Source organism: Sporolactobacillus terrae DSM 11697 (assembly GCF_000648615.1).
GTDB lineage: Bacteria > Bacillota > Bacilli > Bacillales > Sporolactobacillaceae > Sporolactobacillus > Sporolactobacillus terrae.
The window spans coordinates 125,893-145,606 of record NZ_JFZC01000041.1; the positions used below are offsets into that span (position 1 = coordinate 125,893).

General features: G+C 49.5%; 19 protein-coding genes. 14 read left to right on the plus strand and 5 right to left on the minus strand.

Going from position 1 to position 19,714, the window contains the following annotated elements; genetic code table 11:
* The first annotated feature begins 1 nt into the window (after position 1).
* On the plus strand, positions 2-1,444 hold the full coding sequence (locus AA84_RS0109170) for an MFS transporter (RefSeq protein WP_010027070.1): 1,443 nt from the start codon (positions 2-4) through the stop codon (positions 1,442-1,444).
* Positions 1,445-1,497: 53 nt separating this feature from the next.
* Here the strand turns inward: AA84_RS0109170 and AA84_RS0109175 are convergent, their stop codons facing one another.
* Genes AA84_RS0109175 through AA84_RS0109190 form a run of 4 tightly spaced genes read right to left on the minus strand, consistent with a single transcriptional unit; the run spans position 1,498 to position 3,243 of the window.
* Positions 1,498-2,280 (minus strand): flavodoxin family protein, encoded by a 783-nt coding sequence (locus AA84_RS0109175; protein WP_037563323.1) that lies wholly within the window; start codon positions 2,278-2,280, stop codon positions 1,498-1,500.
* Positions 2,277-2,657 (minus strand): DUF488 domain-containing protein, encoded by a 381-nt coding sequence (locus AA84_RS0109180; RefSeq protein ID WP_028976945.1) that lies wholly within the window; start codon positions 2,655-2,657, stop codon positions 2,277-2,279. The genes AA84_RS0109175 and AA84_RS0109180 overlap by 4 nt, the downstream gene beginning before the upstream one ends.
* An 11-nt stretch (positions 2,658-2,668) precedes the next feature.
* Positions 2,669-2,905 carry a ferredoxin gene (locus tag AA84_RS0109185; RefSeq protein WP_010027065.1) on the minus strand — a complete coding sequence of 79 codons (237 nt, stop codon included), beginning with the start codon at positions 2,903-2,905 and terminating at the stop codon, positions 2,669-2,671.
* Positions 2,906-2,934: 29 nt separating this feature from the next.
* A complete protein-coding gene (locus tag AA84_RS0109190; RefSeq protein WP_010027064.1) occupies positions 2,935-3,243 on the minus strand; it encodes a cupin domain-containing protein in 309 nt (102 codons plus the stop codon).
* A gap of 239 nt (positions 3,244-3,482) precedes the next feature.
* On the opposite strand from AA84_RS0109190, the gene AA84_RS0109195 reads away from it, so the two are divergent.
* The 6 genes from AA84_RS0109195 to AA84_RS0109220 all read left to right on the plus strand — a co-directional run bounded on the left by AA84_RS0109195 (position 3,483) and on the right by AA84_RS0109220 (position 7,874).
* Positions 3,483-4,145 (plus strand): Crp/Fnr family transcriptional regulator, encoded by a 663-nt coding sequence (locus tag AA84_RS0109195; protein ID WP_037563326.1) that lies wholly within the window; start codon positions 3,483-3,485, stop codon positions 4,143-4,145.
* Between the two features lie 258 nt (positions 4,146-4,403).
* Positions 4,404-5,087 (plus strand): queuosine precursor transporter, encoded by a 684-nt coding sequence (locus AA84_RS17545; protein ID WP_010027062.1) that lies wholly within the window; start codon positions 4,404-4,406, stop codon positions 5,085-5,087.
* A 14-nt stretch (positions 5,088-5,101) separates the two neighbouring features.
* Positions 5,102-5,587, plus strand: a complete 486-nt coding sequence (gene queF / locus AA84_RS0109205; protein WP_028976947.1) for a preQ(1) synthase — start codon at positions 5,102-5,104, stop codon at positions 5,585-5,587.
* 17 nt (positions 5,588-5,604) lie between these two features.
* A complete protein-coding gene (gene queC / locus AA84_RS0109210; protein WP_028976948.1) occupies positions 5,605-6,300 on the plus strand; it encodes a 7-cyano-7-deazaguanine synthase QueC in 696 nt (231 codons plus the stop codon).
* 233 nt (positions 6,301-6,533) lie between these two features.
* The gene (locus tag AA84_RS0109215; protein WP_028976949.1) at positions 6,534-7,091 is read left to right on the plus strand and encodes a cysteine hydrolase family protein; all 558 of its coding nucleotides are present in this window, start codon (positions 6,534-6,536) and stop codon (positions 7,089-7,091) included.
* A 327-nt stretch (positions 7,092-7,418) separates the two neighbouring features.
* On the plus strand, positions 7,419-7,874 hold the full coding sequence (locus tag AA84_RS0109220) for a putative immunity protein (RefSeq protein ID WP_028976950.1): 456 nt from the start codon (positions 7,419-7,421) through the stop codon (positions 7,872-7,874).
* Positions 7,875-8,164: 290 nt separating this feature from the next.
* Here the strand turns inward: AA84_RS0109220 and AA84_RS0109225 are convergent, their stop codons facing one another.
* A complete protein-coding gene (locus tag AA84_RS0109225) occupies positions 8,165-8,914 on the minus strand; it encodes an NADPH-dependent oxidoreductase (RefSeq protein WP_028976951.1) in 750 nt (249 codons plus the stop codon).
* Positions 8,915-8,974: 60 nt separating this feature from the next.
* Between AA84_RS0109225 and AA84_RS0109230 the strand changes: the two genes are divergently transcribed.
* The 7 genes from AA84_RS0109230 to AA84_RS0109260 all read left to right on the plus strand — a co-directional run bounded on the left by AA84_RS0109230 (position 8,975) and on the right by AA84_RS0109260 (position 19,559).
* On the plus strand, positions 8,975-9,247 hold the full coding sequence (locus tag AA84_RS0109230; RefSeq protein ID WP_028976952.1) for a hypothetical protein: 273 nt from the start codon (positions 8,975-8,977) through the stop codon (positions 9,245-9,247).
* A gap of 58 nt (positions 9,248-9,305) precedes the next feature.
* Entirely contained in the window at positions 9,306-10,322 is a 1,017-nt protein-coding gene (locus AA84_RS0109235) for a Wadjet anti-phage system protein JetD domain-containing protein (protein ID WP_028976953.1), read from the plus strand.
* Positions 10,310-11,827 (plus strand): hypothetical protein, encoded by a 1,518-nt coding sequence (locus tag AA84_RS0109240; protein WP_028976954.1) that lies wholly within the window; start codon positions 10,310-10,312, stop codon positions 11,825-11,827. The genes AA84_RS0109235 and AA84_RS0109240 overlap by 13 nt, the downstream gene beginning before the upstream one ends.
* Positions 11,814-12,557, plus strand: a complete 744-nt coding sequence (locus AA84_RS0109245; RefSeq protein WP_028976955.1) for a DUF6063 family protein — start codon at positions 11,814-11,816, stop codon at positions 12,555-12,557. The genes AA84_RS0109240 and AA84_RS0109245 overlap by 14 nt, the downstream gene beginning before the upstream one ends.
* Positions 12,541-16,953: a coiled-coil domain-containing protein gene (locus AA84_RS0109250; RefSeq protein WP_028976956.1), complete on the plus strand. Its 4,413-nt coding sequence runs from the start codon at positions 12,541-12,543 to the stop codon at positions 16,951-16,953. Before AA84_RS0109245 ends, AA84_RS0109250 begins: the two co-directional genes overlap by 17 nt.
* 405 nt (positions 16,954-17,358) lie before the next feature.
* The gene (locus AA84_RS0109255) at positions 17,359-18,555 is read left to right on the plus strand and encodes a pyridoxal phosphate-dependent aminotransferase (RefSeq protein WP_028976957.1); all 1,197 of its coding nucleotides are present in this window, start codon (positions 17,359-17,361) and stop codon (positions 18,553-18,555) included.
* Positions 18,552-19,559 (plus strand): D-2-hydroxyacid dehydrogenase, encoded by a 1,008-nt coding sequence (locus tag AA84_RS0109260; protein ID WP_028976958.1) that lies wholly within the window; start codon positions 18,552-18,554, stop codon positions 19,557-19,559. Before AA84_RS0109255 ends, AA84_RS0109260 begins: the two co-directional genes overlap by 4 nt.
* Positions 19,560-19,714 lie beyond the last annotated feature (155 nt).

Here is a 19,714-nt window from a genome sequence, read left to right on the forward strand (position 1 = left end):
CATGGAAAAGCATCGCATCTTTGTAACGGTTAAGAACGAGCCGGGCATACTGGCAAAGGTATCGCAACTCTTTGGCCAATTCGGACTAAATATTGATGCCTTAACCGTTGACGCCAACAAAAAAGTATGCACCTCAAAAATGAAAATTACGCTGCAATCGGAACCACCGCTCATTGAGCACGTGATCCAGCAACTAAGCAGTCTTGCTGACGTGCTTCAAGTGAACGTTGCCCGACATGCTGCCCGCAGCAGCCTGAGTGCCGTTCTTTCAAAACGCGGAGTCGCTTTTTGGCTGGTGGCCTACAGCTTGTTTATCACGCTGCTCGGCACTAATATCCCATCACCGCTGCTGGCCTTGTATCGCGCCCAATGGCATTTATCCGTCGGCATGGTGACGTTGCTGTTTGCCAGTTACGCCATTGTGGTCATCCCGACGATCATTCTTTCCGGGCAACTGTCGGATCAAATCGGACGCAAAAAACTGCTGATCCCCGGCGTGTTCTTCACCGTTGTCGGTTCACTTCTTTTTGCCTTTTCCACAAATTTTGCGCTGCTGCTTGTGTCACGTATTTTTCAAGGGATTTCTGTTGGCATGCTGAACGGGGTGGCCGTTGCCGCTCTGACCGAACTCGATCCGAAACAAAACCGGATTAAAGCCGCATTTGTCGGCTCGATGGCCGTAACGATCGGCAACGCATTGGGTCCGGTTTTATCCGGGTTACTTGGCGAATATGCACCGCATCCAATGAAGCTTGCTTACTTTGTGCATATGTTCCTCGCCATTCCCGGTTTTCTCGGCCTTTTCTATATGCGTGAAAAAGTAAGGCGGCCGGAGGCGATTCGGATCCATCGTCCGGCGGTACCGCGTGAACTTTTCGGCCGTTTTTATCTCTCCGGCATCACTTCATTCATCGCTTGGTCGCTGATGAGCTTGATGCTGTCGATTATTCCCAGTTACACCGAACAGCTTGTCGGCAGCGCCAACCTGGCTGTTGCCGGCGCAATTGTTGCCCTTGTGCTCAGTGTGTCCACGATCAGTCAAATCGTCTTGAAAAATTTACCGCTTCAGCGCTTATCGCTTGTCGGTTTTGCAGTGACTCTGCTCGGTCTTGCTTCGCTCATTGTGACGCTTGAAACAAAATCGCTTGTCTTTCTCTTTTTAACGACACTGTTGATTGGTTTCGGCCATGGTCCGACCTTTGCCGGCAGCCTTGCGCTGACCAATCATATTTCCCCGGATGCTTCGCGCGGCGACATTATTGCTTCGTTTTACGTCGTCACGTATCTCGGCGTTAGCCTGCCGATCCTTGGCCTCGGATTTGCCGCGCGTTGGGTCGGCTTGAACAATGCCGTATTCATTTATAGCGCACTCATGATGGTTCTGATCTTAATCAGCATGTACTTCTGGATCATCGATGCCCGTAAAGCACGTAGCGTCAACTGAGTATTAATAAAAAACGGTCGCCCCGCTCAATCATGAGCGGACGACCGTTTGCTTTAGGTGCGCCGGTGTTTGCGAACGGCGAAATAGCGGAGCATTAAGGAAAGAAAAAGGTAGCTCAGAATCACAAAGGAGAGATAGTTGATCCAAAAGCGGTGCAATTGAATGAGATGCATCGCCGCCAATCCTTGCTGGATCCCCATAACAATCAGAATGGTGAAGGCCAGCATAAAGAAAAGCTGAATGTAGCGTTTCAAAGTGAATCCTCCTTTTTGGATACGTAGCGGCATGTCCTGACCGATCGCTCTGCAGGCCACCTGTTTTGCTTCCGGCAAGGTGGTTACCCCGAATGTATCCGTACATACCGCTTCGGCAAGCCGGTGCATGCCGGCTGCCTGAAGTGGCCGATCCATCGTAAGAAACGTTTGATCCGTGATGCCACTGAACCGGTTGACGTTCTTGCTGGTGTAGCAGCTGGTCAAGAGTACATAGCTTTTTCCACGATAATCACCAGGGATGGGTTCCCCTTTTTTCGTGAAGCGGACGAGCTGAGGACGGAAGCAGTCAAGAAAATGCTTCATCAACCCGGATACGTCGCCCCAGTAAGTGGGTGAAGCGAGCACGAGACCATCTGCCTGCTTGAGCTGCGCGTCCAGCTGTGCCATGGCGTCACGTGCCTCAGAATCTTCCGGATTCATGCTTAACCGATAGTCATTTAAATCGATTGTATCGATGCGGCAGCCGCGCTGGCGTGCACCGTCGAGAACAGCATCCAGCATTTGCGCGGTCACGCCGTTGCGATTCTCTGTACCGAGAATGCCGATTATTGTTGGTGTCATGATTGTTCAGGTGCTTCTTTCTCGTCAAGATAATGCAGCAAAACGCGCGCATGGTTGCAGTTGGGATCCTTCGCCGCATAAAGCAGCGTCACATTTTGCGTGCGGTTCCAGTCAAGCAGCTGGCGCACGGCCTGCTGTTTCTCCGCATCCTCAGACAATTCGCGCCGGTATGCTTGCGCAAATGCTGCAAAGCGCTCCGGTTTGTGATTGAACTGTGTGCGAAGCTCGGGACTTGGCGCGACATTTTTCATCCACTCATCGAGCTGCGCCTTGGCTTTCGATACACCTCTTGGCCACAAACGGTCGATGAGAACGCGCAAACCATCGTCATCCTGAACGGATTCATAGATTCGTTTAATTTTTCGTTTCACATGCATCACCTGTAGGGTCAAAAGGGTTTGTCTGATACAAGTATCGATTCTGTAGGACATCCTTCATAGGCATCCTCTAAATCTATTAATAATTCTTCAGGAACCGGCTGGATCCCTTTATTTCCGTCAATGATTGAAAAAGCGAGCCCTTGATCATCGTAGTTGAAGATGTCCGGAGCAGCCATCTCACACGCACCGCAGGAAATGCAGGTATCCTTATCGACACGTGTGTATTGATGTTGTTTTTCTTCCAAAGCAGTCACTTCCTTGTTCTTGATGCGAATTAGCAGCCGCCTACCGGACCGGCGGCGGATTTCACGAGTACCACATCACTGTCTTCTTCGGCACTGAGCGAATGGAGCTCTTGCGCGTTCAAATGGACAAGCTTGCCCGGTACCAGATGTTCCGATTGTCCGGAAGCGGTGAAGACGATTGCGCCGCGAACGGGGATGACCGTTACGGCTGCGTCACCGCCATGGTGTTCGGGAATGCTTTGGCCTTTTTTCAAGGAGAGGTGCATCACGGTCTGGTATTCATCATGATACAGTCGTTCTTTTAAAGCGGAATGAGTTTCACATGTAAGCAGTTGCACTGAAAACGCCCCTTTATCATTAAATGGATGGTTTATTGTTTAATTGAGAATTTGTATCACCTATACTATATAATAATGTTGGCAAACGAAACATGATCGAGATCAAGTTTGTGTGAATGGAGAGCAAATGACCGCAGTGCGGCGGATTCGTTTTGCGGTTAAAGTGCTGGCAAGGCGAGGGAGCCAGGTCGCGCGTTTGGCGCATGCCGGCGGGTCAATGATAAAAGGGGGGGACATTGATGTCTGTTTTAAAAGCAACCGGTTGGTTTCAGAATTTTACCGATGAGCAGCTGAGGGAGATCGCGTCATTTGGACGGATAAAACGGATTGCGGATAAAAAACTGCTCTTTGTTCAAGGGGAACCATTAACCGATTACTTTTTTGTTGTCGATGGTCTGGTCCATGCGTACCATCAGAATAAAGAAGGAAAAAGGTGGATCGCCAGCCTGTTTGCAAGCGGCGATTTGTTCCCGCATGTCGGTTTGGCGGATGATGAAAGTCATTATCCGGCTAATGGCGGAACGATTACGCCATGCCTGCTGCTCGTCATCAGTCGGACGAACATGCAAAAATTGATGCTTCGTTACCCCGTGCTTGAACGTCGCCTGACCGAATTTCTCGCAAAGAAAAGCCGGGAACTGATGAATCGCTATGCCGATTCGGTGCTTGAACCAGCACTGAATCAGCTTTTGTCCCTACTGAAACGTCTGGCAAGCACCTCAGGAACGCCGGCTTCCAGCGGCTGGACCTTGATCCGTCATGCGATGACCGAGCAGGATATGGCCGGATATCTCGGCGTAACGCCTGAAACCGTCAGCCGTCTGCTCAATCGGCTGTATCGTGAAAAACGCGCCAAATCAGCCGGACGCGGCAAAATTTACATTGATTTGGAGCGATGCTGATTAACAGGGCGTTAACTTTTGCGGAATTCGCTTTAACTTTGAGTAGATTCGCTTTAAGAATTGGGCGATTCGCTTTAACTATGGCGGATTTCGCTTTAACCTCGGGATGGTCGTCTTTTTCGTCCCGAATAAATGCGTCATTTTTTCATGAAGTGCTTGCCATTATTCCAGAACAGCGCCTATAATCAAGGAGTTGCACGTTTGGCAGAGTTCGAAACCCTCCTCTGCCTTACCAAAAAAACTACGGGAGTGATAACCATGAACGCACCGCAACATGTATCAACTCAATCATCTGTTTTTATCCCCTTTAAGCTGATCGTTCTGGCGATGGTGTTTGTCACCTGCTTGATCGCAGCCAATCTTGTGGCCGCAAAGCTTTTCTCTGTTGGCGGCCTTTCCATGACCTCGGGTATTATCATCTATCCGCTGACTTTTCTCGTGCTTGACAGTATTACCGAATGTTGGGGCAAATCGATTGCTCAGAAAATCGTCTGGATCGGGTTGCTCGCCAATTTGCTTTTTATTGTTTTGCTGCAGGCAGCGATTCATCTTCCACCGGCGCCATTTTGGAAAAATGAGGCAGCTTTTTCTGAGATTCTCGGTGCAATGCCGCGCACCGTCATTGCCTCGCTGTGCGGCTACAGCATTTCGCAAACGCTGGATATTGCCATTTTTACCGGACTGAAAAAGCGCACGCAGGGCAAAATGCTCTGGCTGCGCAGTTTATTAAGTACAGCAATCAGCCAGCTGGCCGACTCGACCGTTTTTATGTTTGTCGGGTTTACCGGCATTCTGCCCGTTACCGCGATTCTGTCAACGATCGGTAGCGAATACGTGCTTAAATTCGGTTACGCGGTTGTTGGCGTACCGCTGATTTACCTCATTGTTCACTGGATTCGCAGCAGAGCAGCTCATACGGATTATGGGCTTAGCAAAGAATGAAAGGGGACGATCCCATGGACCGATCCAAGGAAGATTTAACCCTGCTTGGCAATAAAGGGACAAAATACAGCTTTGACTATGATCCGGGATTGCTGGAAACCTTCCAGAATGCGCACCCGGATCGGGACTACTTTGTAAAATTTAATTTTCCGGAATTCACCAGTCTCTGCCCAATTACCCATCAGCCGGATTTCGCAACGCTTCATATCAGCTATGTTCCGGCAGTACGGATGGTGGAAAGCAAGTCGCTGAAACTGTATCTGTTCAGTTTCCGCAATCACGGCGATTTCCATGAAGACTGTATGAATAAAATTGCCGATGACCTGATCCACCTCATGGATCCGAAATATCTCGAAGTCTGGGGGAAATTTACGCCACGCGGCGGCATCAGCATTGACCCGTATGTCAACTATGGCAAGCCGGGCACGCGCTGGGAACAGGTCGCCTTTGAGCGGCTGAGCCGCCATGATATGTATCCGGAAAAAATTGATAACCGATAAAAAGGAGGCATCCGGCGATGAAAAAAAGAGCGGTTGTTGTTTTAAGCGGCGGTCTCGACAGCACCACCTGTATGGGCGTCGCCAAAGACCAAGGTTACGAGCTCTGGCCGATGACGTTCAGCTATGGGCAGCGTCACGATCGAGAAGTGGAACAGGCGCGAAAGATTGCCGACTATTTTCAAGTCAACACGCATCGCATTGTTAATCTGGACTTTTTCAAGCAGCTGGGCGGCAGTGCATTAACCGATCAACAGCTGGATGTGCCGCAAAATGAAGAAAATCCGGGCATCCCGATTACTTACGTGCCGGCGCGCAACATGATTTTTCTGGCGCTGGCTTCTGCATATGCCGAAGTGATTGGTGCATCGGCTGTGTTCACCGGTGTTTCGTCGGTCGACTACAGCGGCTATCCCGACTGTCGGCCGGAATTTATTGAAAGTATGGCCAAAACCGTCAATCTGGCTACACGTGCCGGCGTCACCGAACACAAAATTTCTATTGAAACACCACTGATGCACTTGACGAAAGCGGAAACCATTCGCCTTGGCACGCGGCTGCACGTCCCTTATGAACGGACGACCTCGTGCTATAATGGTGGCGATAAAGCATGCGGAACCTGCGACAGCTGCCGGCTGCGCATTAAAGGGTTTCAAGAAGCCGGTCTCGTCGATCCGATTGACTATGCGATTCCGATCGATTGGTCGCGTGCCTAACGCTTCGATAAAACTGCCTCGCGCGTCATATTGGCGCTGGGGCAGTTTTTTTAGAAAAAATTTTTAAAAATCTTTACATTTCGGCATCTGCCTTGTCTGTATTGATCAAATCTATACGGCTCCAACCCGCATGCTCGCTTGCGGAAAAAGAGAATTCGAAAAGAATGGTTCAGGCCGCATGTTCATCAATCGACTATGCTACAATGAAAAAAATAGTAGAGGAGCGTGCCCCGATGAACCAAGCGTTACTTGTTATTGATGCTCAGCAAGCGCTGATTGACGGCGATGCCGGCGAACCCGGCGTTGGCAATAAAGAAATCCTGCTTCAAAAGATTAATGCAGTGATCGAAAAAGCCGTTCAAGAGAATGTGAACATCGTCTTTGTTCGTGACACAAGTGTTGCCGGAGGAGAGGGACCAGGCTTCGAGGTGCATCCGGCGATCCGTAGACCGGAAGGCGCAGCCTTTTTCAAAAAGAGCGCGACAAGCGCTTTTTATCACACATCGTTATTGGACTACCTCAAAGAACGCGCCATCGAGCATCTTGTGATAGCCGGTTGTCAGACTGAATATTGTATTGATACCGCCGTTCGGATGGCAACGGTCAACGGCTTTGATGTTACCTTGGTCGGCGACGCCCATGGAACTGCGGACACCCCGGTTTTGTCGGCAGAACAGATCGTGAAACATCATAATCAAACGTTGAATGGCTATGACAACGATGACCATTTTTCGCTCGTCCGGAATTCGGATGAAGCACTCTTTCAGCCGATTCATGAGCGTTACCGATGATCTCACGTTTTGTTCAATTTAGACGATTAAGCGCGATTGCTGCAGACCTCTTCCAAAATGCTGGGAGAGGTTTGTTTTTAAACGATGAAAAACGGCGCTTCGCGGGATGAATGATGATTGGTTCGGGGGTCAGGAACATCTAGATCTTCCCGAAAACGAAAAAACCAATGATCTTTGAAAAATTGGAGAAAATAAGGAGGCACAAACAGGTGCTGATTTTGAGCATGCGGACAGAGGCGCAACCTGTTCTGGAGCAGATCGTGTAGAAACAGCGGTAAACAGAAGCGCCTGCGCCACGGAAATAACCGCCTGCCAAGGAGGGATGTTATGCAATTCATAGAATCAGAACGTAAGAAGGCAATTGATGAGAAGCTTCAAACGGTAAGTCAAAAGATTGCTGCGCTGTGGGCGGTACAATGCGCGGAACATGTTATTTGCTATTTTGATCAGGAACGTCCGAAAGACAATCGCCCGAGAAAAGCAGTGGATGCGGCACGAGCGTGGGCACGCGGACGCATTAGCATCGGTGACGCACGAAAAACAGCCTTTGCTGCGCATGCCGCCGCCCGCGCAGCCAAAAGCGACGCGGCTATTGCCGCCGCTCGAGCTGCCGGCCAAGCGGCAGCTACCGCACATATGACAGGGCACGCAATCCATGCATCGACCTATGCGGCCAAAAGCGTCTTCCATGCGACTGACGGTGATCTGAAAGCGGTGGATCAGGAGCGCATGTGGCAGTATGACCGACTGTGTGAGCTTGCGCTTTTTATAAAAGATGACTGATTTGCGCGATGGCCATTGCTTAAAAGAAGCAAGCAGGTCCTTCACTAGCGCGGGTGTCTCAAATGAGAACATAAAAAATGAGTCTGGAAAGGGATCTCCAAACTCTGGATTAAGCAATCAAGTAAATCCAAGTGTGATCGAACCGCCAAAATCACTCACAAAGAAAGGCCAAAACGCTGGCCGTTATAACTGGGATGAGTGCTCATCTATCGATGATTCATTCTTGCTGCACGTCCTTATCCAAGTCATGATCGCGAGTCTGCCATTCATCCACCTGCAGAATCATCCCCTCAATACTGAAACAATCCCTGCGCTTTCAACGTTTCCATCATTTTTTGTTTGTTTTCCGATTGGGTTCCTGTGACAGCTTTTGCGATCTGATTTGTAAACGTATCGACGCGGCGGTTGGCATCGCGCAGATCATAGTACTGATTGACGACATGATCATAGTCCTTTAATTGCTCAAGCGGCTGCTCCATTGAATGGTATTCATTTTCAAAATATACGGTTTCTTTTGGCAGGCGCGGCTTCAGCTGCGGCGCTTGGTTTGGATAGCCGGTGGCAACGCCGAACGCCGGAAAGGTCAGTTTTGGCAGTTTTAATAAATCAACCACCGCTTGAGGATCGTTTAAGATACTGCCAAGATAAACGGCGCCCAGCCCCAGACTTTCTGCTGCAGTTACGAGGTTCTGCGCAGCGATGACCGTATCACTGAATGCACGGAAGAAAAAGTCGGTCGAACCGAGTACATCGGACGGCTGCTCCTTCGCCTTGGCAATCGCGGCATTGCGATGCAAGTCAATAACAAGGACAAACAGGCCGTCAGCTTCGGCGATATAGTGCTGATTGCCAATCTCGGCTAGCGCCTGTTTCTTTGCCGGATCGGTGACGCGGATCATCGAGTATTGTTGGAAAAAGTTGCTCGTTGATGCATGCTGCGCAGCGCGAACCATCAGATCAATCTGTTCTTCAGGAATCTTCTGATCGGTAAAACTGCGTATGCTGCGGTGATTTAAAAGGGTTCTAATTGTTTCATTCATGCCAATGGATACTCCTTTTTTCATAAATAGATCTTGTTTAACAGTTACTATGATTATAGCATGGAGGGGAAAAGGGAAGAATCACTAATAAAACTGACTGATAAACTGCCCAAACTGGCTGATAAAATTCGCAAACTGACTGATAAACTGCCCAAACTGGCTGATAAAATTCGCAAACTGACTGATAAACTGCCTAAACTGGCTGATAAAATTCGCAAACTGCCTGATAAACCGCCCAAACTGGTTGATAAAATTCGCAAACTGCCTGATAAACCGCTCAAACTGCCTGATAAACCGTTCAACTGGAAAATTTCATCATCTGTCAGGTCATGAGGAAAATACTTCGAAAATTTAGTACAATAGTACTATAGCAGGAATTCGGGGGCATTTTATGGATGACGTAACAAAGCGTATTGCAACCTTTGCAAAGAAAACGATCACTTTGGATGAGCTTCAACAGCTGCTCAACCCCTTTTTCAGCTCCTATACGGATTTCGCTGAAACTGTGCGCGAATTTGAGCGGCATCAGGTGCTGGTGATGATCCGTGCTTCGGGGCGAACAATTCGCATACCCGCGCTTGCCAATCGCTACCGAATTAATAAAAGCGCGCTGAGCGGCGACTACCATAAAGAGCTCCAGCACTACCGGAGCAAGCTGCACCAAGCGATCAGTCTGGATAGCTATTATCGCAGCGATCCGGAATTGTGGGCGCGCGATCTGCCTGACCTCATCAAAGTGGATCACTACCTTAAAAACCATGGATTTCCGCAAGAAGCGGTTCCAGCACCGGAGCGCAGCTTTGAACTCGTTGCCGACGAAAAATGGATTGATGAAAAAGGCGGAAGGGAACTGCTTGAGAAGACCGGCTTGTATGCGCGCCTTAATATCCTTCCCGTCTCTGATCCACTGATGCTTGCGATCAATCCTCGATTCATTCATGAATCCGAACAAACACATCTGATTGTTGAAAATAAAACGACCTATCAAGGCTTGCTGCCGGTATTAAAACAGACACGTTTTGCCACACTGATCTATGGCTGCGGTAAAGCGGTGATTAAAAGTATCGAGCAGTTTTCGATGCAGTATCCGGTTCGGGCAGCACATCGCTTTCTGTATTTCGGCGATCTGGATCGAGAAGGACTATCAATCTGGTATTCACTCAATCAAAAGCAAGCAGCAGAGCCGGCACTTCCTTTTTATGAGGCGTGTCTGAAGAAAAAGGCGGCGGCGGGGAAAGCGTACCAACAGGCGCGCAGCACGGCGATCGATGCTTTTCTCACCCATTTCCCGGCACCGGAAGCGCAGCAAATACAACGCGCACTTCAAAATGGAAACTATTATCCACAGGAAATCTTGAAGACTAAGGAATTGCAGCAGATAGGGAGGGAAGCCGATTGGAAGAACTAGATCTGCGCGAGATCGTCAGCGGCTATAAGGAGCGGATACGCCGGCTTGCTTTGTTTGATCCGCTTTATGAGCTGGAGCGCAAGCGTGAACAGGACCACGAGAAAAAAGACATCGACATGAAAGGCCTTGGGCTGCTTGCGCTGCTGTTTTTCTTTGAGCAGAAGCTAATGCGCCAATATAAGGCGGGAGCGAAACAACTGGCTGCTTTTCTAGAAAAAACGGCTGAGATGCAGTACCGGCTGGATCATGAAGATTACGAGCGTCTGGCCCGGTCGATTATTCAGACCTTCCGGCCAACCACCGGAAAAAAACGGTGCTATAGCTTTTTTAATTGGGAAACCGGGGCGGATGATGGGATTGATTATTCGATTTTGAAGGCGAGCAGTTTCGACATGAAAACAAATCAGCAGTACTACACTTTGGATGAGGACGGGCTTGAACTCGTTTTTGCGACGAAGGAATTTTACAGTGAATTTCAGTTGTCGATCAATCAGCTCATGTTGCGCAAGCAGCTGGACAAGGGTGAATTCAAGGGCGCCCTTAGGCAGATCAATGAGATGCGCATTGATGTGGAAAGCCTTGTCGAGCGGATGACGCGGCTCAAACACGAAATCCAGCGCAGTATCGTGTCTGAAGAGACCTTTGAGCGCTATAAGCAGCTGCTTGAGGATATCTACGGGCGGCTGAACCGGGAGAATGATGAATTCAAAGCGCTGCGTGCGTTTGTGAAAGAGACGCGCCAGCGCCTGTATGCAAAGGACATGCATAAGAAAGAATCGCGTACTTATGACCTGGTTCTGCGCATTGCGCGTGAACTGGAGTCGGTCCATTACGAGCATACACGGCTGCTGGAACAAACCGGCGACTTGAAGAATACCACGCTGCTGACAGCACAAGAGTCCTTATACTATACAGGTATTCAAGCCTTCAATTTCGATCAGGACTTGTCTGCAAAAATTACTGCAACTCCTTTGCCGCTTGAAGCGATGGCCGGCGTGCTCCAGCCTTTTCTGAAGGTAGAGGAGAACAAGCGGTGGTCGCCGCTGACTATCCTCGCCGATCAGAAAATCAGTGAAGAACGTGCATCGGCGGATGACCAAGGCTTTATCGATGTCGACTCAGATGATGAAGCGTTGCCGTATCGACGCCTTTTGGCGGAAAAATATCGAGAATTAATGGCTCTGTTTCTGGGCGCTTCCGAGCAGAGCGGTGTTCGAAAACTGTCTCAGTTCATCAATTTTCTCGAAGAAAGCGATCGTTCCGATTTGTTTGAGCAGCGTTACTTTTACCAGTTTTGGCTCATTCTGCATCAACGTTCGCCAATTATTAATGGAGAAACTGAGGGTGACGATGAGGGCAAAACGGTACTCGATGATGCACTGACACTGCTTGGCGACCGAGTGCTCCATGTGCGTGAAGGAAGCGGTATCCTGAAAAAATCCAAGCGCTTCTCGATCCAGGAGCTGCTGATCCATATGGAGGAGGGCAACAATGAACTATCCTGAACAAAAAGTGACCCAGGCGTTTCGCCTTTATACGCTTCTCGCTAGAGACGGCGCTGCAGCGGAAGACGCCGTACAAAATTATCGTGCCGATGATGCGATCCGCGGCTTGCTGGACACCTTTGCAAGAGAGGTGGATTGTGTCGTCATCAGTACCAGCGAGCAGCTGTTTCTCATTCCTGAAACCAAGCTTTCTCCCTTCCACGTCAGCAACGACTGGATCAAACGCAATTATCTGCGTACCGGAGCAACCAATGGCGACCTCTATCTGCTCTACTTCGCCACAATGATTCTGTTTGGTAGTTTTTACGATACCTACCAGAGTCAGGAACCGACGCGGCTGTTTTTGCGCCTCGATGAGTGGGTACGTTTTATTCAGGAACGTATCGATCAGTTGAAAACGCATGATGAAGAGGAACTGAAACAGTTGGAGCAAGCGTTTTCCTATAACTGGCGGCTGATTATCGAAAAATGGGACGATATGGACGACATTAAAGAAACCGCCAAGAAGCAAAGCGGCAACACGATTAGCCGTATGAGTTTTATCAATACGGTCAAACGATTCTTGGCCGATCAAAAGTTGGTGCAAGACATTGGCAATGAAGAGATCCGGCTGACCGAGAAAGCGAAGACGATTATTCAGCGCTATTTCATGGAAGTCGAATATAGTAAAGGAATTTTTGAATTCCTCTATGGTTTTGAAGGAGATGAACCGCATGCCGACGATCAGTAAAATCCGCTTAACGAATGTCATCTACGAGGAAGGCAACAAACGCTATAATGACGAGCTGTTTCTCTTTGACGGACAGAATGGCGCGATCTTGATTGAGAACGGCGGCGGGAAGACCGTCTTTATCCAAACCGCGCTTCAGGCCATTTTGCCGCATACCGACCTTGCCGATCGCAAAATAAAGAATACCTTGATGCTTGACGGCGCGCCGGCGCATATTGCAATCGAATGGATCATCAACGAGCAGCCGAGACGTTATGTAGTGACGGCGGTGTCACTGTTTACAACGAAGAACACACTCGATTCACTGCGCTATGTTTATGAATACCACGAGAACGATCTGAACGGTATTGAGGGGATTCCGTTTGTCCGAGCCACTAAAGGCGGCAAACGTCCCGCTGACCGCGGTGAAATGCAGGATTATTACAGCGGCATGCATGAGAAGACGCTCAGCGCACAAACCTTTAAGACGATTAAGGACTATAAAGCGTTTCTGGAGGAGCAATACAACATTATCTCCAGTGAATGGGAGAGCATTGTCAAAATTAACGGTTCTGAAGGCGGCGTTGAAGCCTTCTTTGATGAATGCAAGAATACAAGTCAACTGTTTGATCGTCTCTTGATCCCAACCGTGGAGGATTCGATGGTCGGACATGACCGCCATCTTTTCGCCGATTTGTTTGAAAAACAGCTTGAAAGTCTGAAAAATTATCAGAAGCTGAAAGCGACAATCGAAGAAAACGAACAGATCAGCAGCGCGCTTGAGGAATACAGCAAAACCAGTGAAGGGCTGCATGAACACGAAGTGACGTATACGAAAACAAAGCAGCATGCCAAAGGGGTCTGGAAGCAGCTGACGGATCAGCAGCGCAAACAGCAGGCAGAGCAAGAGGCAAACGATGCAAAGCTTCAAGAATGGAAAAACGATCGTTATACGCACGCGGTTAAGGCCGAATCCTACAAAATTTTCACCGAAAAGATTGCGCTTGCCGATTTGGACAAAGCCTATAAAAAGGCGCGCGCGTTGCAAACGGAAACGGAAGAACGGCTGCAAAAGGACCGGCATGCCTATGCCTCGCTGCAATGGGCTAAAGTAATTGAGCGACGCAACGTACAGATGGAGCTGTTGCAGGAGTGCGAACGGCAGTTGGAGGCGATGGATCGGCGTGCGGACGCGCGCGAGCTGCGCAGCGAGTATGAACTGGCCAAGCGCCAGCTGCTTGGCTGTTTGCTGCAAGAGATCGAGAGCTTAGAAACAACGCGGCAGGAATTGACAATGGCGCAGCAACCGCTTGTTCAGCAAATCAGTGAGCAGGAAACGGCGCAGAAAGCCTGCATCGAAACAGAAAAAATGAGGCGTGATTCGTGCGCGAAAATTGAGGGACGCTTGCAAACACATCGGGAAGCGTTGGAACAGTTGATTCGCGAACTGCCGATCCATTCGGAACAAGAAACGGTGACCGAGCAGCTCGGAAAATGGACGCAGCGCGATCAATTTTTAGACGAGGCAATCATTGCTTTGATGCAGCAGGAGAAGGAGCTGCGTGCACGTCAGGCAGAAGTTCAGGAACAGAAAGCAGCGTTACAAAATGAGAAAAATGAGACCATGCGTGAATCCGATCAGCTGCAAAATGCGCTTGCACAGATGGAGAAGGCAGAGCGCGGTGTCATCAAACAGCTGGCGGCACTGCGCCCGCAATGGAGCGGGCTTGAGACCGTGTATCTTGATCAGGACTCGATCACGCAGCGGCTTGGCGAGACGATCGATCGCTTCACGGCAGAACGCGAGGAGCTCCTCTATAAAGAACGGGTTGCCCGCCGATTTGTCGATGATCACGGCGATCAGGATCTATTTTTTGGCGATGCTTATTTGGATCAGCGCATCCCCGCATGGAAAAATCAATTTGGGTTTCTTGCGACAGGTGTGGAATACCTGCAAATGGTCGATGACTCGGATCGAAGGCGGATGCTGGGTTACCCGCTATGGGCGCTTACGCTTGTGACCACGGCTTCGGAAAAGGGGCAGCTTCTGGAGAAACTGGATCATGTTGCGGCACGTCTGCAATACCCGATCACGGTGCTTTCAACGGAAGAAGCACTGGCGGCGGATTCTCGACATGCGGGCCAATGGGTGGCTCCGGCGCATTGGCAGGGCAATACGAACCCCGATTCGTTTGCAGAATGGAAACAGCGGCTGGGGGATGAAGCCGATCAAGCGACGGGACGACGCGCGGCCAATGAACGCGAATCCGCTCGCTGGCAGCAGACGCTCCATGCATTCAACAGCTTTTTCAGCGACTATGCCTATCAAACGGTCGAAGCGCAGCGTGCCAAAAAGAACGAGCTGCAAAACGCGCTCGAGACGCTTACCTTGTCGATGCGCGAAACGGAGCAGGAAGCAGCTGATTTGGAAACGGAGCGAATGAAGGGCAAGGCAGCGATCGACCAGTATCGAGAAGAACGAAACGGACTGGCGCTGTATATGGAAAAGGCGCGTCGTGCGTTGCGGATTGAGAAAACGATTGAAGAAGAAAAAGAGCGATTAACACAAGCGAAAGCGCATGTACGCGCAGCCGAGCAGGCGCTTGCAGCGGTGCTCGACAAGCTCAGTCTCTTAAATGATGAAAAGAAGCGCATTGATGAGCGCCTGAACGCCATTTCTGCCGAACTTCGTATTTTGCGGCGAGATGACGACTATATTGCTCTGCGCGACTTGACTCCGGAAAGGACAGACAAAAGCAAAGCGGTAATCAAGGAACAGATCAAGAATTTGGAAATGCGCTTAAATCAAATCAACAAAACGCGCGGCGAATGGGATGAAAAACGCAAGGGTGCGGCGAGCGAAATTAACCATCTTGATGAAGCCATGAACCGCCTGCGCCGCACGTACGACTCCATTGACGAAACGCAAAGGTTCCCGGGCGATGGCGATCAGCAAATTGAAACACTCCGGGTACGCATTAAGGAACGTGAAAAGGAGCAGCAGCAGCGTGCCGATGCCGCGCAGACGGCTCAATTGAAAGCAGCGGAACAAAAAGGGAGTGTGCGCAGCAGCCTGCAACAATTCCAGCAGCATTTCCCGAATGAAGAAGTTGTTGATTTTCATAAGGATACGGGCGATGCAAAGCAGGCGCTTCAGGGCGAGAAAAAGCGGCTGAACGAACGCAAACGCTATCTTGATCAGGCAGCCGGACGCATTGAAAAAGAGCTGACGGCGCTTAATCAGGCGAGCACGCAGCTCGATAAATTTGAGATCGCCCATCATTTTACGGCTCCGGATCTCAAAGCGATTCCGTTAACCCGCGAAGAAATCAATGATCTGACCTATAACCGTAAAAAATCGGTGTCGGCGATTACCGATGCGCTAGAAGAAAATCAAGCCACTGTGATGGCCGGGAAAAGTGAAGTCGGACGTGCTCAGCAGACATTTAAGAACTTTTGCCGAACTCAAATTTCCGATGTTAAGCTCAGACAAATGGCAATCAGCGGCATCGAAACAAAGCAAAGCTTTGAGGCGATCATTGCCTTCAAGAAGAATATGTCACTGCGTATCGCGCGCATTTCTCATTATGCCCGTGAGCATATCCGCCAGAGCGACAAGGACTTGCAGCTGTTCATTGACCAAATTCAAACCCATCTCCGTACATTGGCGGAAGAGTTGCGGCAGATTCCAAAGAAAACCAAGGTCAAGGTCAAAGACGATTGGAAGCAAATTTATTCGTTTACGATTCCAGAGTGGAAAGAAGAAGACGGAAAAGCGCGGATTCGCAATCATGTTGAATGGATTTTAGATAAGTTGGATGAGCCGAGCTTCTTCAATGAGGAGGGCAGGCAGGACAGCGGAAAAGTACGCAAAGCGCTGGATACTTGGCTGCAGTCGAAGCAACTACTCCGCGAGATCATCGGCAGCGATGTTTTAAAAGTGACGCTGCGAAAGGTAGCGAGCGACAGTACGGTGTCCACACGCTTTTACACATGGGAGACGAGCAATATTTGGTCCGGAGGCGAGCGCTGGAGCAAAAACATGACGCTTTTTCTCGGTATCCTCAACTATGTTGCGGAGAAAAAGAAGCATCTTAAATCGAATGGACACTTGCATCGGGCCGTCATTCTCGACAACCCGTTCGGTCAGGCATCCAGTGACCATGTGCTAAGTCCAGTATTTTTTGTCGCCCAGCAACTTGGCTTCCAGATGATTGCGCTCACGGCTCTTGCCGAAGGCAAATTTCTGCAAGACTATTTCCCTGTCATTTACAGTTGCCGCCTGCGAGGCGCGTCTGACTCCGGCAAACAAGTCATGACCAAGGAAAAACGAATCCGCAAAGCGTACTTTGAAGACCACGCTCCGCAAAGCCTTGAACGCCTTGGCGAAACCGAGCAGATCGGCTTGTTTGATTGATCCAGCTTCGGCGTCGATGGAACGAAGCTTCATTCGTTTTCCCAGCGCCTTGAAAAAATAAAAGTTTGACACTTTTTAAAAAATTTGATATAAATAGATCACCAACTCAAAAGGAGTCCTTGGTCATGAAACGAGCAGGAAAACTCCAATTGAATAGCTTTTATTACTACTTTGGCTTCTTTCGTTAGTGTTTGCATTTGCTTCGCTGGATGCAAACACTTCTTCAACAGAAGCTTGCATCCATGCGGGAGCCAAGGTGGTACGATTAAACTTGGAAAAATAACCACATGGATAAAGAATCAATAATCCGTGTGGTTTTTGTTTTATCGCGAAGAATTCCTGAGCACCCACGGTTTATTGAAACCGTGGGTGTTTTTTTCACACTTTGGAAAAGGAGAAATCATCATGACCCATTCATTAGTCAGCAAGATGAAAAAGGAATTAAGTTTAATTCAGCCGTCTGACATCCTGAAGTTTGATCAGGAAGCTTCAGCAATTCCAGGGATTATTAAGTTAACCATTGGAGAACCGGATTTCAATACACCGGAACATGTGAAAGAGGCCGGAAAACGGAGCATCGACCATAATCGCAGCCACTATGCGCCGCCGAACGGAACGCCTGAGCTTCGCCAGGCAATCAGCCGTTTTCTCGAGAAAAAGTACGGTCTGTTCTACAATGCGGATCATGAAATTCTTGTCACTGCCGGAGCAACCGAAGCAATCTATACGGTACTCACCTCAATTTTGAATCCTGGAGACAAGGTGCTGATGCCGACACCGATCTTCCCGCTCTATATCCCGGACACGCTGCTTGCCAAAGCAGAACCGGTATTCATGGATACGTCTGATAATGGCTTTGTGCTTTCACCGGAGCTGCTGGAGAAGACACTTGCCGAGCATGGCGATGCCGTGAAAGCAGTAATCTTCAATTTCCCATGTAACCCGACCGGTGTGACGTACCGGCGTGATCAGATTGAGGCACTGGCAAATGTATTGAAAAAGCACGACATCTTCGTCATCTGTGATGATATTTACAGCGAACTGACCTATGGTGAGCGTCATATTTCAATGGCTGAGTACCTTCCAAATCAGGCGATCGTGATCAATGGTGCGTCAAAATCACACGCGATGACCGGATGGCGGATCGGCTTCATCTGTGCTCCGGCTGCGATTGCAACGGAACTGGGAAAGATTCATCAATTCACGATTACCTCGACGGCTACGGTCGCTCAGGATGCGGCACTGGAAGCCTTTGAAAACGGGATAGATGACGGGGTTCACATGCGCGCGGAATATCAGAAGCGGCGTGATTTTGTCTATGAGGCGATGAGTAAAAATGGCTTCGATTGCGTCAAACCACAAGGTGCGTTCTATCTATTTGCTAAGATTCCGGCTCATATGATTCAAAACAGCATGGATTTCAGCCGCGATTTGGCACATAAAGCGAAGGTGGCGGTAATTCCAGGCGGATCGTTCGGCCCCGGCGGTGAAGGCTATATTCGCATCAGTTATGCGGCCAGCATGGAACAGCTGCAAGAGGCGATGCGCCGGATCGCACACTATGTGGAAACGCTAAAAGAACAAAGGAGCGTGCAACAATGAAGATTATCATGTTTTCCGTTCGCGATGATGAGGAAGCGGCAATCAGGAAATGGGAGAAGAAAACAGGGGTCCGAGTGGACATCAACCAGCTTGAATTAAATGCGGATACGGCAGATCAAACGCAGGGCTATGACGGGATTGTGATTCAACAGCGCAGTCGCATCAGTGATCCAGTTGTATACGAAAAACTTGAGAAAAATGGACTGAAGCAGCTGTCCTCACGCACAGCCGGCTATGATATGGTTGACCTTGAGCAAGCGAGCGCGCACGGACTCGTTGTCACCAATGTGCCGGCTTATTCGCCGAACTCAGTCGCCGAACTGGCACTGACACAAACGATGCGCTTGATTCGCAACTTGCCTTTGTTTGATGCGCGCGGTGCCGAGCAGGATTTCCGCTGGGCAGGACTGATGGCACGCGAGATTCGCACACTGACCGTCGGAATCATTGGTGCGGGGCGGATCGGCGGGACGGCTGCTCGTTTGTTCAAAGCGCTTGGCGCCACAGTCATTGCCAACGACATTGTTGAACGCGATGAACTCAAGGACAGCGTCACGTATGTGTCCAAAGAAGAACTGCTTCGAACGGCAGATGTTGTGACACTGCATGTGCCGCTTATGGAATCAACGACACACCTGATTGATGCGAACGCACTTGCCTTGATGAAGAATGACGCTGTACTCATCAACGCATCACGCGGTCCGGTTGTCGACACCGATGCGTTGATCGCCGCTTTGCAAAACAAGCAACTTGCCGGTGCAGCACTGGATACTTTGGACGGCGAAGAATGCGTTTTCAATCAGGATCTGCGCGGCAAAGCACTACCGAGTGAGCAGCTGAAGACGTTGCGCACGCTGCCGAATGTACTGATCACACCGCATATCGGCTTCTACACCAATAATGCAGTGAAAAATATGGTTGAAATCAGCCTGAATGATGTCCTGACGATTGTGAAGACGGGCACAAGCGAGCACCAAGTGAACAAAGTGGCGGTCGAAAACTAATCAGAAGAGCGGCATAAGGCTGCGCTTGGTTCCTATAAATAAATTTGGCGAAGCCAAGCTTCTAGCGCCGGCTAAGCGTTCGTTGCCCTAATACTCTAATCGATAATCTTATCGTATTAAATGAAAAACAGCCCCCTGTAATTACGGAGGGCTGT